We start from the raw sequence: 15,226 nt of genomic DNA, 5'->3' as shown, positions 1-15,226 counted from the left end.
ACTAGCCGACGCTTTTTTCTTACTTTGGAGTCTTCTTTTACCAAATCCTGATACATGAAAAACAATTTATTTACGGTATTATTTCTTTCGTTCAGTCTCAACTTTAGTCTAAGCTATGCCCAGGTGGGTATTGGCACTACAACCCCTCAGGCTTTTCTAAATGTGCCCAGGGGCCGGACGGTACTTTTTGGAGAAGATTCCAACTATGTCAACAACTCCGCCAAATTTATTTGGTATGGCAGTAAAGGAGCGCTACGGGCGGGGTACATTGATAATACGAGCTGGAACTCAGCCAACATAGGTGATTATTCTTTAGCTACGGGCTATAGTAACCTAGCCAATGGCTATGCCGCTACGGCTATAGGGCAGTTCAATACCGCCAGCGGCCGGGCCTCCCTGTCGATGGGCTATGCTTCGAATGCCAGTGGTAACTTTGCCGCAGCCATGGGTAGTAATGCTACGGCTAGTGGCTACTCCTCAATGGTCTTGGGGCAGAGTGCTACTGCCAGTGGCTATACATCCAGAGCTATTGGTTACGTTGCTACCGCCAGTGGCGATTTTTCAACTGCCATGGGAAATTATGTTTCGACCAATACCAAAAAAGGATCATTTATTATTGGCGATATTAGCTCAGGGCCACCCCCGGCCCCCTCTACCAATCCCTTTTATATAAATAACGCCGATAATCAGATGATGATGCGCTTTGCAGGAGGCTATGTGCTGTACAGCAGTGCTCCTCAAAGCCAGACCGATGCTGTCGGGGTGCAACTATCACCCAACGACAACGCCTGGACTATCATCTCGGATTCAACCCGCAAAGAAAACTTCAAAGCTGTGAATGGTGCTTCTTTTCTGAAAAAGATTGCAGCCATACGCCTAGGCAGTTGGAACTATAAAGGCCAGGATGTCAGGCTCTATCGGCATTATGGTCCGATGGCACAGGATTTCTTTACCGCCTTCGGGCACGATGAGTTGGGCACAATCGGTGAAGAGAAGCGCATTAACCAGGCTGATTTTGATGGCGTAAATATGATTGCTATCCAGGCCCTGATTAAAGAAGTTGAGCAGTTGAAAGCCGAACTTGCGAATTCTCGGCAACGGGAAATGGCTACCCAGTCTAGACTAGACAAAATAGAGGCCGTACTTCTGGATTCGGGTAAAGCTACTGCCACTATAAAACCTTAGGTATTCTCTGAAAATACACATGAATATCGCTTGCTTAACTCTATCTGATTGAACGTATATCCTGGTTGCCAACCAGCTTGCATCTCTCAGAATGGCGGGCTGTCTGTTTAATCGGGCAACTGACCGTTAGATCGTGTTATCAAGTTCGATTCAATAGAAAATACGTGTAGACACAAAAACGCCCCGCTCATCGAGCGGGGCGTTTTTGTGTTTATGACTACATATAGTCAGCACCATCTATACTACCAACAATGCATGAAAGAAAACAACTACGCGGGTTGATGCATACTGACACGCATAAAAGAGCTCGCTAAGGAACTACCTGACGCCGTTGCAGCTCCGGCCCCGGCCTCAGACAGACTATCTGTGCGCTTACATTGGTTTAGGGTGAATGAAAAGCAACCTGGACCGAGCTCCGATACCTCGATTTTAGTCACCCACGAGTTATTTTTGTGGTTTGGCAAATGCGGACTGATCAGTATGGTTCACGGTTAGCCAATTCGTTTGCGTTTACTTCACGGGAAGGCTACATTGATGAACGTCGAATGGGTACCAGTCTGTGGGTATTCGGAAACGGATGGTGCTGATGGTATCCGGTCGGGAAGTGGCTTAATTTAAACGGAATTGCTGATGAATCCATACCTGAATGCGCTCTGGGCGCAGATCGACCCACTGCTGATGGTTTATGAGGAAGCTATGGCCTCGACCCAGCGGGTAAATGCGATCAACCACGATGCCATGCAGCGACAGGAAAACATTCATCAGCGCCTGGAAGCCTTTAACCAGCGATGTGATCAGTTACAGGCACGGATAGTTGCTGAAAAGAACAGATAGGCCTTCAGCTAAGATTGATCGGGATCGGGTTGCTGCAGCGCGTCAATTTCCTGATTCTGATGCTCCCGAATCGCCTGCTGCCTTTGTTCATTAGCACTTTTCAGGCGATTCAGCTCACGAACTTGCTGCTGAAGCAGGGCGCTTTGTTCCCGAAAGCTGAAGTCGTGAGAACGAAGCTGGTTTATTTCTGTGCGATGCCGATAACTTATTTCGCGCCGAGCCTTGATGACGTCCGTGAAATGAGTTTGCCACTCGCTAAGGTGCTGACGAGCTAACTGAAGCCGTTTTTCTATAAGGGTCGAGCTTATTTTCATGGTGGCTGATTGTCAATTAGTTACCAGTCTAACACGCAATTGGCCAACATGTTTAAATACGTGTTGATAGGCTCATTCAGCTACTTAAGGCTACTACTTTAGTAGCGTATCCGCTTTTCCAGTTTCGCGGACCAGTATACGAAAACTCCCGAAAATGGAATAATAACCACCGGCTGTTTGCCCGATGAGCTCTGGTGGTTGCGGGAACGCTTACTAGGTTTGAAATGGCTTGGGCTCACATACAATTAACAACAAAAAGCCGCTATTCGGTAGTGGGTAGTGTCAGCCCAGGGGTTAGCTGTAAAGCATAGACTTGCTGGCGTACGCTCTCATATTGTCGTCTGGCTATCGAGAGTTCTTTGCCACCCGTAAGTTTGATCTGGCCATTATACCGGGCCGTTCCCCGGCTCAAGCCAATGATATGCTTCGGATTAACCAGAAACGACTTGTGAATGCGCAGAAAACCGGTTCGGCCTTGCATGGTACGCAACGTACAGGCCAGCACGTGCTGCTTGCCGCTGATCAGATGAACGGTGGTGTAATTCCAGGCTCCCTGCAGATACAGCACCTGGCTAAGCGGAATGGGCTCAAGGCCAGGTAGCCTGAGCGAAGTTGGTATGATCATGGTGTGGTAGAAATAAAGGTTTAAAGTAAACCATAAATTCGACAAACTCCATGCCGCTGCTACCAAATTGAGCTTTAAGGAATTAATGCGGAGGGGTTAGAAAGGCCACTTGCTACCAGTCGGTTCGTTCGGTCCTGCCGCTGATGCTGCTTTAACACGCTGCCCCTACAAGCCAAAACTTCGGATGATCCGACCGATTTACTCAATTTACGATCGTTTCAGACTTACAAGTCCAGCCATGGCCAGCCCCACCGATGCGCCAAGGGCACCCCAACCAATATCCGTCCAGCTAAATCCGCGATGAGGAAGGAAAAGCTGCCCGATCTCGGCCAGGGTGACGACACCAACGAGTAGTAACCACAAGCTCAGCCATCGGGCCGGTCCTCTTCTGAACTTAAAGAGCGGGATGAAACCAGCGCATAAACCAAGAATGACGAAGGGCACACCAGTCCGAATGTCTTCATTGGCTTTTGTGTCGGTCCAGCGACCCAGCCAATTGGGAATAAACCATACGTCTTTCAGGTTCGGATCGGGTATCCAGCTCAGATAAAAAACCAAAGCAACGCCAAGGACAATGATAAAGTACAGAATTCGCATTCGACTAAATTAGGGCTATTCGCCATTTTGAACGGATAAATCTACGAAGCAGGATAGATTTATTCATATCAGGGCCGATAGCCGTCCCCCGCGGGTATGCTCCCAACGAAGAATTGACCGCTGCCGGAGAAATGCTCCCTTAGAGCCGGATGTCCAGGAATTGTTCGCTTTAAATGTGAATGAAACACCATCTCATATCGCGTTCTCACCCCAACGCGTATAGGCTTGGGATCAAGGCTGGATAACCTGGGCGGCCATCTGCCGACTGTCGCGTTTGTAGATGAGCAACCGGCCTTTTGCCGTTCGCATTGTTTGATTCAACTGCTTATAGAGCTGGTCTTTGGTGAGTTGATGATTCCTGAGCAATTCGGCTTCTTGCCGGATCTGAACCGATAACGTATGGTATTGACGAGCCCAGTCGCGTAACTCGGCCAGGCGGTAAGGCGGCCGAACCGGTGCGAACCGAACGACCTCCAGCAGGTCGATCAGCCAGCTAAAGTATTGCCCGAGCAGGTCGTACGAATCTTCATACAACCGAACCGTTTTGCAGAGCAGCGGAGCCCGTCGGCTAACGGGAAAAGCCGGAAGCGCGAAACGTAGAATTTTCTGGCAAAGGATTTTGAGCAAATCATTCGCTACGGTACCGGTTCTGAACTGATAGCCTGCATCTTCCCACAAGTGCCGGGTTAGCAGCTTTAAGCCGCTCTCGGATGCTTCGGCCATTCGTTGCCGCTTTTCGGCAAGCGCTTCATACCGCTGTAACTGATCTTCGAAAAGCCGGTTCGTTGAGTCGATTTGCTGAATCAGTTTGACCAGGATGGCTTCTTCAGCCGACGCACCGAAACCTACCCGCTGGCACCAGGCAGACAGCGTAGAGCTGAGTTCAACGGCTTTCGAAAGTTTTCTTTCCAGGGAAGCTTCGTAAGGGGTCATAACTCCATGTCGTTTCTGAACGAATGCCGGACGCGATCGCTCAGGAGACGATATCGTTTGATTAAAAAAGCGCGGGAAGCGTCGAGCCCTGTTCACGACCCGCGTTTTTCTAAAAATTAATTTCCATTAAAACGCAGGCAGACAACCGATTAAGCTAATCACCTGAATCCGACAACTTACGCTTATCGGCAAATTAACAACAGAGGCATATATATTAAAAATAGATTAAAATTATATAACATTGCCTTCATCTTGGGGTAACACCGGGCCGATAGTTTTGCGGGGCGAAAGCGACACACAAACTAGCCTTATGAACCGGAACCTGGTATTCCTGCTTTTCTCTCTTTTTTTTATACTTCAGCAAGCAAATGCAGAGGCTCCTGTAGGAACCGTTCGGGGCACCATCCGGGATGGTCAGACAAAAGAAGCGCTGATTGGCTGCACTGTCCGCATCGAAGGAACACAACTGGGCGTAACGACCGATGTCGACGGCAACTTTACCATCCCAAACGTACCGGCCGGTACCCAGAAAATTGTTATTTCGTACATAGCCTATCAGACCAAGGAAATTCCGAATGTACGGGTCGAGTCCGGTAATACGACGGTGGTCGAAACGGAGCTGACGGTAGAAGGCAAAGCCCTTAGTGAAGTAGTGGTCCGCGGAAACCGGGCTACAAACACTGAGATCGCTGTCATTACTGAAATTAAGCAGATGAGGCCCATTGCGGTCGGAATTTCGGCGATGCAGATTCAGAAATCGCAGGACCGGGATGCGGCAGCGGCCATCCGACGGGTACCGGGGGTGAGTATCGTCGAAAACCGCTTCGTGCTGATTCGGGGCCTCGGCACCCGCTATAATAACGTACTCATCAACGACGTTATCGCCCCTTCTACCGAAGTCGAATCCCGCTCGTTTTCCTTCGATATCGTACCCAGTAACATCCTCGATCGGATGATCGTCTTCAAATCCGGTTCGGCCGAACTGCCCGGCGATTTTGCGGGCGGTGTGATTAAGATTTACACCAAACGCCGACCTGAGCAGAACTTCACGGATGTAGGCCTGACCGTGGGTTACCGGGCCAATACGACCTTTCAGTCCGTCCAGTCGCACGAACGGGGTGGGCTTAGCTTGCTGGGTTTATGGGATGCCAAACAGCAACTGCCCGGTAGCTTCCCGGCCCGAGCCAGCGTTTTCAACGGATTGAGTACGGTACGCCGAGCTTCGTATGCCCGCTTGTTGCCCAATTCCTGGGGGCTAAAAAACGTTTCGGTAGCTCCGGACGTACGGCTGGCGGTGAATACGGGTCGGCGGTTCGAGTGGGGCAACGTCCGGATCAGCAACCTGACCAGTATCAACTACGCTCTGACGAATCAGTTTTCCAACGTCAATCTGAAGTTGTATGAGAACACAACGGCCAACGATATTCAACAGGTGTATAACGACGCTACCTATGCGCAGGGGACGCGCCTGGGTGTGCTGCACAACTGGACATTCCGCTTCTCGCCCAGCTTCACCCTGGAGTGGAAAACCCTGTTCAATCAGCTGGGGTCGACCGAAACCGTTGTCCGGAACGGGAGCTACGTCATCGACGGGGTCGATGTGCAGAGTTATTCCGAGCGCTTCGAAAACCGCAGCATCCTGAACAGTCAGGTTTCGGGTGAACACGCGCTGAGCGAACTCTCGAAAGTAAACTGGATTGCCAGCTACGGGTATTCGGGCCGCTGGGAACCCGACTGGAAACGCGCCCAGTATACCCGTCCGCAGGGAGCCGTCGGGACCGATGGTCAGCCCGAACCCTTCCGGCTAAATGTTCCGGTTCAGCCCAACCCACTCAACGTCGGTCGCTTTTATTCCACCCTCAATGAGCAGGTCGGCTCTTTAGTGGGCAATTATGAGCACACCTTTGGCAACCCCACCGACCGGGAGCCGAACCGGATTCGGGCGGGCTTCTACGGCGAGGGACGCAATCGGGACTTCGCGGCCCGCTTTTACGGATACGAGCGGGTAGGCCTGATCAACAGCATCAGCGGCTTAAGCATCGATAAGGCCTTTGCGCCCGAAAACGTAACGGGCCGGGAAGGTAGTTTCAGTCTTCAGGATGGCACCGTGGCCAACGACTCCTACAACGGGAAAACGACCTACGTGGCTGGGTACGTCTCGGGTGATGTCAACGTCGGGGCACGGGCCAACCTCACGCTCGGTTTCCGGGGAGAATTCTATAACCAGACGCTCCGACTGGCGCAATCGGCGAGCCCACTGGTCGACAACAGCATTTTCAGTCCGCTGCCTTCGGTCAACTTTACGTATAAACTTACGGATCGTCAGAACCTGCGCTTCGCTTATTCGTCCACGGTGAACCGGCCCGAGCTGCGGGAACTGGCGCCTTTCCGGTATTATGACTTTGCCCGACAAATTGAAGTGCAGGGAAACACGGCGCTCAAAACGGCGAAAATCCAGAATTTCGACGCCAAGTACGAGTTCTACCCCACACCAAACGAGCTGATTTCGATTACGGGATTTTACAAACGCTTCACCGATCCGATCGAATCGTTCCTGATTCCTATCCCCGGTGCGTTTACCTTCACTTTTACCAACGCGATCTCAGCCCGGAACTATGGTGTAGAACTTGAATTCCGGAAGGGATTTGCCAATGCCGGCAGTGTGTTTTTGCAAAATCTTCAGATCGTCGGAAACGCATCGTTTATCAATAGCCGGGTTACCACAGGCGACGTTATCGAAGCCACCGGGCCCAGCGGCAGCATTGAACGATTTGGCAACAGCACCGATCGCAACCGCGCTCTGGCGAATCAGTCGCCGTACCTGATCAACCTGGGGTTGTATTACGCCAACCCAACCTCGGGCTGGCAATATAACCTGCTTTATAATGTAGCGGGGCCGCGCATCTTCCTGGTGGGGAACATTGAAGATCCAACGACCTACGAAATGCCCCGGCATGTGGTGGATTTTAATGTTAGCAAAACCTTCAAAGAGCAATTCGAACTCCGGCTGGGTATTCAGGATATTTTCAACGCGCCGTTCCGCTTTTCACAGGATTTCAACGGCGACCGAAAAATTGGCCCGGACGTTACCTCGCGCAGTGCCAGCGCCGATCAGGACTACCTTAAGTTTCGCCGTGGTCAGTATGTGACCCTGACGGGTGTCTACACCTTCGGCCGCCGAACCATCGTGCCGTAAGCATTACTCAACGATTTAGTACTTTATTTAAACCAACTTCTGTATGCTGCTTACCAATCGTTTCAAGTACCCACTGCTTTTTGTTGCCGGTCTGGTGGTGTTTACCACGGCCTGTAAGAACAATGACACCCCTGCACCCGATCCGCTCTCGATCACCAGCATCAGCCCAACCCAGGCTCCGGTCGGCGCATCCATCGTAATTACCGGAACCAGCTTCAACGCAACGCCTGCCAGCAATACGGTTGTTTTTAGCGGCAATGCCACGGCGCAGGTGACCGGAGCCAGCACCAGCTCACTGACAGTAGTGGTACCGGCCAACGCGCAGACCGGCCCGATTTCGATTACGTCGGGTGGTACTACAGTTCAGAGCCCTTCGAGTGCCAATTTTACATTGTCCAACCGGGAAGTCGTTACTTTGCCCAACTCCATTACGGCAAGTATGACCCTGACCGCCGATAAAATCTATGCGTTGAAGGGATATGTGTACGTACGCAACAATGCCGTCCTGACGATACAGCCGGGCACCGTCATTCGGGGCTATAACCAAAGCCAGGACCCGCTGAACCTGAGCCATGCCGGTACGCTCATTATCGACCGTGGATCGCGTCTGGAGGCCAAAGGGACGGCTCAGTCACCCATTGTGTTTACCTCTTCGCAGCCTGCGGGTTCGCGTAAATACGGCGACTGGGGTGGGGTGGTTCTGATCGGTCGGGCACCAGCCAACCAGGGTACGGCTCGTGCGTTCGAGGGAGGCATTGAAGGTACGTTTGATTCGAATCTGAATACCGCCAACGACAATTCAGGAACGCTCCAGTACGTTCGGATCGAATTTCCGGGGGTAGCTTTATCGTCTACGCCGAACAGTGAGATCAACGGCCTGACCTGCTATCAGGTTGGCTCCGGCACGACCATTGACCACGTTCAGGTATCTTACAGTGGCGACGATGCGTTCGAGTGGTTTGGTGGTACGGTCAACGCGAAATACCTGGTCGCTCTGCGTACCTTCGATGATGACTTCGATACGGACTACGGCTATTCGGGCCGACTGCAGTTTGGCGTAGCCCTCCGCGATCCGAACGTTGCCGACCAGTCGGGCTCGGAAGCATTTGAGTCGGACAACTTCGATCCGGGGGTGCCCGTTACGGCTGGTTTACCCTATACGACGCCCATCTTTGCCAACTTCAGTGCCTTTGCGTTCAACCCGGGGGTACCCAGCAACGCCAATACGGCCGGTGGTTCGGGCGCTTACCGGGCGGCTATGCACGTTCGTCGTAACACCAAGATCAGTATCTACAACTCGGTCTTTACAGGCTTTCCGGAAGGGCTGCGCCTGGAAGGCACAACGGATGGGACGCTGGCGAACATCAATGACGGGAGTATCGAATTGCAGGGAATCGTGTTCGGAAACTCTGAAATTCCGAATTCAACGACCGTTGTCAGAGGCATTGGCGACGTAACGACGGCAGCGGCTCAGGCTTATTTCAACCTGGCATCCCGCAAAAACCAGATCATCGGAACCGATATTACAGCCTTGTTGCTGAACGCCCAGAACTTCAACCTGACTGCTCCCAACTTCCTGCCCCAGTCGGGTTCGCCCCTGCTGGACGCTACCAAAGCGGTTACGGGCGGCAAACTAACCGATCCGTTCTTTGTGTCGGCTCCGTACCGGGGTGCCTTCAACACGGAGAACTGGCTGGCAGGCTGGACAAACTTCAACCCGCAAACTACTGACTACGATAAGTAGACACGACTTTATCAGTCTCAAACAGCTATCATCAAAAAGGGTCAGAGCGATGCTTTGACCCTTTTTTCTTGTTCAGTCGGTTGTGTTATGAGCCGTGGCACGGCTCACAGAACGGCCCAAACCTACTTATTGAACGATTTTCCCAGGTTGTCACGACAATCTCGCCTGTACGGCCGGCCCGGCTATTCGCTGAGCGCTGATTCCGGGTTTAACTATAGTGCCGAATCTCCGGATTCGGCTGAGAATTAGCGCACAGCCGAATCCGGAGATTCGGCATTACCTATTAATCGCTGGCTAAAGAACGGTAAGGTGTTGTTAATCAGAACAGTGACCTTTGTCGAAATGCTTTCCGAACCAGCCGATTCGTTACAGCGCCTTCATAAAGGCGACCAACACTTGCTTCTCCACCGGCGTTAGTTGCAGCTTATCGAAGGGCAGGGTCTGATTCTCCAGCTTGAAACCCAGACCGTTGCCACCTCCGCGGTCATAAAAATCGACGACCTCTTCCAGCGTTCGGTAAACGCCGTTGTGCATATAAGGCGCTGTCAGCGCTACTTGCCGAACCGTCGGCGTCTTGAACGCATACCGGTGGGGCTCGCGTTTCGTCAGGATAAACTTACCCAGATCGAGGTCGACCTGGTTTTCGGTGGCAGTGGCAGGCGTACCGAGTACTTCGCTTTCAGTCTCCTGAAAAGCCGGAGGTACCGTGCCGTTAAAGAGGGGAAAAAAATGGCAGGTTGCACATTTGGCCTTGCCCATGAACAGGTTGAACCCCTGCTTCTCGGCCGTCGTCAGGGCCACGGGCTGGCCGCGCAGGTAGCGATCGACCCGTGAGTCGAGGTTTACCAGCGAGCGTACGTAACTGGCAATGGCATTTTTGAGGTTTTCTTCAGTTACCCCTTCTTTATACGATTTGGCAAACAACTGCCGGTACTGGCTGTTCTGATTCAGAGCCTTGACGGCAGCCGGCAGCGACCCATGCATTTCCTCCGCATTTTGAATAACGTCGCTAGCCTGATCTTCCAGAAATACAACCCGGGAATCGGCAAACTGCACCGCCTGGAGCGCAGCATTGACCAGGGTAGGGGCGTTTCGGGCGATTCGCCGGCCACCGAAGCCAATAGCTAAACTTTTCGCCTGGCCGTCGGTGAAGGCCCGTTCCGGCTGATGACAGGTGGCGCAGGTACGGCCCGCTTCACCCGATAAGATAGGGTCGAAGAAAAGCATCTTACCCAGGGCAACCCGCTCCGGCGTCATCCGCTGCTGGGTAAAGTTGACGAAGTAACTGGCGTCGAACGCGTTCGGATCGGTCAGCGTCCGGGCGGCCGGATTCAATAGTCTGCTTTCGGTGAAAACCGGAATAGTCAGTGACTTCTGGGCGTCAAGTAGCAGACCGCTCAGCGGATTGGCGTATTGCTTAATGAAAGTAAGCCGGTCAAAATCGTTAAACTTGTCGGTTGCCTTCAAGGCATCGACCGCCTTTGTAAACGCCTGATTGAGCTGGCTGTCCAGATCTGCGTTATTGCTCGTGAGCCGAAAAGGAAGTAGCTGCTGGTGCAGACTTTCCAGCACGCTGATGGCCTCGGGCAGCGAGTGAAAGGCTACGGGCGAATCAAAACCTGTAATGCCGAGCGTAACCAGACGAAACATCTCCAGCCGCATGGCATCGAACACGTGGCTCTCCGTTATGTCGTTTCCTTCCGAAATCTTCCGTAACCGATTAACATTGGCTCGCAGCACGGCGGCATGTTGCTGCGCTTGCGGCTGATCCTGCCGGCTAAACGCTGGGAATATCAGTTCTTCAAGTACTTGAAAGCCCTCCGGTGCGTTGACGCGCAGATCATCGTCTACCTCCGGAATGTTTGGCCCGTTGAGCGCTTTGGTCGTTTCCGGGCTGTAATAGGCCGACAGAAACTCGACGCGCTTGTAAGCCACCCGTGCCCGGCGAAAAGCGGCCTGTATGATTGGAGCGGGCTGCCGGGACCGGATCGTCCGTTGTAAGTAGCTCACCGTACTGTCCAGTTCGTCGATGTCGCGCATGAACTGCGCTTTAACGACCTGAGCGGGCGACACCTGCGGTCGTAGCCAGACGTACCAGCTCAGTCCGATGGCCAGGCCCAGTATACCGAGTCCGAGCAGCCACCCATTGACTGGTCGTTTAACTGGTTGTTTTGCTGCGGAGATCATAAGGGGTTATAAAAAAACTGACCGGAAATAGTATCCGGTCAGGCAGGAGTAAATGTGGAATGGGTTAGCGAGGTAATCCTTCGATCAGAATGAGCTGGCTGGCCTGATTTTCGTCCTTGCGAACCGACCCGCCATCGACACCTTTGTATTTATCGCCCCGCCAGGTGTGCGCCTGAATGCCCAGCATGAACGTATTCGGGCGACCCGTTACATCCGAAACGTCGATCATACCACTGCTTTCCCAGGAGCCAAATTTCGAAGTGCCGCCTACATTATATTTTGCGGCATCCGCTTCGGCCCGGCGGTGATCGAGCACCAGAACCGGAGTTAGTTTTCCGGTATTCAGATCATACTGATACACATAGGCATCGTGTTTCTCGTCGCCGTATTCGTTCGGATCTTCCATGATGTAAGCGTAATTGGTCGTTACGCAGATATTATCCGGGTCCTGGAATGTCTGAGCCGGACCGTTGCGATCGTCTCCATTGAGTACCACTTCCAGCTTTCCTTTCGTCGGATCATTGGCGTCGAGCGTAAGCCGGTAGATGCGACCATATTTCGAGCGCGAGTAATCGGCATTGACGCCGGTATTGTTCTGACCTGTCACGGTGAAATAAACTTCACGTCCGTTAGCGCCACCGCCTTTCCGGTAATCGACGTCTTCGACCCGACCGAATTTGATGCCTTTCAGATCGTTCACTTTCGCGTTGATCTGAGCGCCCGTCAGGCTTTTGTGGTTCTCGATCTTAGCAAACTCCACGTCGTATTTGGTGCCGGTAGTCATGTCCATTTCCTTCTGGTTGCCATCCGTCCGCTTCAGCATATACAGTGCTCCGTTATTCAGATCCCCGACTGTGTTCGTCAGATACATAGCTACCTGGCCGCCGTTGACGTCGGAATCGTCATCGCCGATCACGATAACAGTTTTGCCCGGATAAGCGGTTTTCGGTAGGGGCAGGGCATTCTCGGCGCTCCATCGGCCCAAAGCGGGCACTTCCCGAGAGATGGCGGCCTGCTGCGGGTCGGCATCGACCTGAAGCGCGTGCGTCCGCGACTCCTGGCCACTCTCACCGCAGGTTAGGAAGACCGGACCGAAGCCGTGTTCGATCGGGGTTGCCAGCGTGGCTGAGCAAAGCCGCCAGGTTCCGCCGTCGGAGTTCAGAATATACTGCCCTTTGATGGGCTTGAACGATTGATCGAAGGTAAGGCGCGATACGGCGAAGTTATCTTCGTTGTTGACCAGTACGGTATAATTGCCATCTGGATTCTGGAAGATACCCGCTCCATCTGCCGAGCCACCAAAGACGTAATTGGGCGATTGAGCCAGTTGATCGTCGCTGCTCAACAGCGAATACAGGTTGATGTTAGCACCGGCACTGGGTAAAACTTTGGCCAGAACGGGGGTTACCGATCGGTTTTGCAGCGTAATGGCGGGACTGTCGGGAGCCCGGTGATCGCGGCAGGCGGTCAGGGCCAGCAGGGAAAAAGCTGTAGTAGCTAATAGAAAATGAGACTGTTGCATGGACGAGGTTAGTAGAAAACACTGGTCACAAAACAACAGGTTTGTGCTCAATCGGGGATAATCAGGCGATTATGAGTCTATTATGTTTTTAATGATCTATTAATGAATTTTTAATCCGTTCTTTCCTGAATCAGAATTACCCTGGCAGACTATAGGGTAGTGGTCTTTGATAAACAACGGCCTGTTTCTGCATGGCACAAACCGATCAGAATAAGGAGCCTTCTCTGACGTATTACGAGATTCGAAAAAGTCCGTTTGTGGAAGCGGTTTCTCAGCACACGCTGACTTTTACACGAGTTACGAGTTTGGTAAAGAAGCTACTTTTTCGGATACAATAGGCAGATAAAACATGCGAAATTCAGCACTGAAGACAGATTAAAGGCCTTTTTGTAAAGGCTATTGGGAAAGGCAAATCTATTTTTTCTCAATAATATATGAATAAAAAGAGATAAGAATACCGTTTAGTTTATTTAATGCAAATTACATAAACATGATTGCAACTGAAAAGGCACAATTGAGCAAATTTACCGCACGTAACTTACACCAATCACCTACAGTATGGTTAGTAATACCTCGTTGTCGAGCGCGGAGTCGGGGCCTATCCCCGATAGTCAGCAGTCTGCCGTCCGCTGTCCTCACTGTAAGGACTCGTTAGCCGTTGAACGAGTGCCACGAGCCGCTGTCGTTCGTTCATTGCTGTTTTTCCTGCCAATTCGGGCGTACAAATGTTACCGCTGCCGCCGTAAATTTCACCGGTTCAGGTAGCGGTCATAACCCAGGTAGTAATGACCATTGAAAACAAATCTATTTGGTTTTGCAAGAACCGTACAAGGCTGGAAAGGGCGGCCGAGCTCAGCTCCTGCGGTACTTGGCTCTATTTATTCTTCTTCGCTGTTGTTTAGTTTGGCCAGTAAGCTATAAGCGCCCTTCAACACAATCGGCGTTACAACTGGATTTATAGTGTTGGGCAGCGTCGCGGCTACGTAGCCATTCTCCCGAACGCCCGTTTTTACTTCTACCTGACGAAACTGATAAGTTACAGGATTACCCTGTTTCTTCTCCAGCACATACACTAGCGCTTTGCCTCCGTAACTGACTACGGCCGCTTCAGGAATCGTTTGCAGAGGCTGGGTTTTTACATCGATAAGAGCCGATACATAGCCCCCCGGAATGAAATCGGCAGCATAACCGTCGGGATGCGCGAGTACGGAAATGGTCCGGTCGGCCGCAATGGATTTCCCAATCAGGAAGATTTCGCCCCGATGCACGTAAGTCGGGTCGCCCCCCATGCCGAAGCGGACGATTTGCCCCGAGTGAATCCGGCTGATGTCTTTTTCGAATATACTGAGCCGAACGTGCAGGTGATCGACATTGGTGATTTCGACCAGAATGTCGGCGGGATTGATGAACCGACCGTTGTTGACGGGCACATTCGTAACGTACCCCGACACCGGCGACGGAACCGTGACCAGGCGGGTCAACTGGCTTGGGCTAAGTTTGGCAGGATCGATATGCAGGATAGCCAGCCGCTGAACCATACCAGCCAGTTGCGCCTGCAGACTCTGCCGGTTGGCGCGCACCTGCTGGAACACCTTCAGCGCATTTACGTTGTCGCGACTTAGTTCCTGCTGGCGGGTAAATTCGAGATCGGCAAATTCGAGTTTGGCTTTCGTGTCCAGATAATCTTGCTGAAGCTGAATAAATTCGGGGTTTTCCAGTACGACCAGTGGCTGTCCTTTCCGAACTTTCATACCGGGTTCCAGATCAATCTTTCGAATGTATCCGCCAAACGGTACGGCAACCGAAACCAGGTTCGACGCGGGTACGTCGATTGTTCCGTTTGCTTTCAGCGTCGTACTGAGCGTGCGTAGGGTAGGTTGCCCGAGTTGAATGGCTGCTACGTTGTATTGCGCCTGCGTGAGCGACACCCGGACCGGTCCTGATGTGGTCGAGTCGCTTTTGGCCTGGGTCGCTTCGGCGAGGTTAGTGCTGTTCTTGTCGCCTTCACCGTCGGAGGAATGACAGCCGGCACATAAGATCGTACTCAGTAGGGTCAGCAGAAAGAAAGTATGAATGGGAGATGTCATTG

Annotated in this window: 11 protein-coding genes; 4 read left to right on the top strand and 7 right to left on the bottom strand. The window is 52.2% G+C overall.

The features are described 5' to 3' along the window. Window positions 1-54: 54 nt before the first annotated feature. Together ACYVC2_RS25760 and ACYVC2_RS25755 are read left to right on the top strand one after the other, a co-directional pair. Window positions 55-1,185: a tail fiber domain-containing protein gene (locus ACYVC2_RS25760; RefSeq protein ID WP_461107339.1), complete on the top strand. Its 1,131-nt coding sequence runs from the start codon at window positions 55-57 to the stop codon at window positions 1,183-1,185. 630 nt (window positions 1,186-1,815) lie between these two features. After that, window positions 1,816-2,019, top strand: coding sequence for a hypothetical protein (locus tag ACYVC2_RS25755; RefSeq protein ID WP_461107337.1), 204 nt, complete (start codon window positions 1,816-1,818; stop codon window positions 2,017-2,019). Window positions 2,020-2,027: 8 nt separating this feature from the next. Here the strand turns inward: ACYVC2_RS25755 and ACYVC2_RS25750 are convergent, their stop codons facing one another. The 4 genes from ACYVC2_RS25750 to ACYVC2_RS25735 form a co-directional block, all read right to left on the bottom strand. Then, on the bottom strand, window positions 2,028-2,333 hold the full coding sequence (locus ACYVC2_RS25750) for a hypothetical protein (protein WP_461107335.1): 306 nt from the start codon (window positions 2,331-2,333) through the stop codon (window positions 2,028-2,030). A gap of 262 nt (window positions 2,334-2,595) precedes the next feature. After that, window positions 2,596-2,958, bottom strand: a complete 363-nt coding sequence (locus ACYVC2_RS25745) for a LytR/AlgR family response regulator transcription factor (RefSeq protein WP_461107333.1) — start codon at window positions 2,956-2,958, stop codon at window positions 2,596-2,598. 207 nt (window positions 2,959-3,165) lie between these two features. Continuing rightward, complete coding sequence (locus ACYVC2_RS25740) at window positions 3,166-3,555, bottom strand: VanZ family protein (RefSeq protein WP_461107331.1); 390 nt, start codon at window positions 3,553-3,555, stop codon at window positions 3,166-3,168. Window positions 3,556-3,786: 231 nt separating this feature from the next. Next, window positions 3,787-4,488: a hypothetical protein gene (locus ACYVC2_RS25735; RefSeq protein ID WP_461107329.1), complete on the bottom strand. Its 702-nt coding sequence runs from the start codon at window positions 4,486-4,488 to the stop codon at window positions 3,787-3,789. A gap of 310 nt (window positions 4,489-4,798) precedes the next feature. On the opposite strand from ACYVC2_RS25735, the gene ACYVC2_RS25730 reads away from it, so the two are divergent. Next, entirely contained in the window at window positions 4,799-7,684 is a 2,886-nt protein-coding gene (locus ACYVC2_RS25730) for a TonB-dependent receptor (protein ID WP_461107327.1), read from the top strand. Between the two features lie 43 nt (window positions 7,685-7,727). After that, window positions 7,728-9,428 (top strand): IPT/TIG domain-containing protein, encoded by a 1,701-nt coding sequence (locus ACYVC2_RS25725; protein ID WP_461107325.1) that lies wholly within the window; start codon window positions 7,728-7,730, stop codon window positions 9,426-9,428. A 366-nt stretch (window positions 9,429-9,794) separates the two neighbouring features. On the opposite strand, the gene ACYVC2_RS25720 is transcribed toward ACYVC2_RS25725, so the two are convergent. The 3 genes from ACYVC2_RS25720 to ACYVC2_RS25710 form a co-directional block, all read right to left on the bottom strand. Continuing rightward, window positions 9,795-11,615, bottom strand: a complete 1,821-nt coding sequence (locus ACYVC2_RS25720) for a cytochrome c peroxidase (protein ID WP_461107323.1) — start codon at window positions 11,613-11,615, stop codon at window positions 9,795-9,797. A 64-nt stretch (window positions 11,616-11,679) separates the two neighbouring features. Next, a complete protein-coding gene (locus ACYVC2_RS25715) occupies window positions 11,680-13,137 on the bottom strand; it encodes an alkaline phosphatase PhoX (RefSeq protein ID WP_461107321.1) in 1,458 nt (485 codons plus the stop codon). 878 nt (window positions 13,138-14,015) lie between these two features. After that, window positions 14,016-15,224 (bottom strand): efflux RND transporter periplasmic adaptor subunit, encoded by a 1,209-nt coding sequence (locus tag ACYVC2_RS25710; RefSeq protein WP_461107319.1) that lies wholly within the window; start codon window positions 15,222-15,224, stop codon window positions 14,016-14,018. Window positions 15,225-15,226: the final 2 nt, after the last annotated feature.

The organism is Spirosoma koreense (assembly GCF_054777875.1).
The sequence above is the reverse complement of the archived record's forward strand: the minus strand, read 5'-3'. Positions and strand labels throughout refer to the sequence as shown.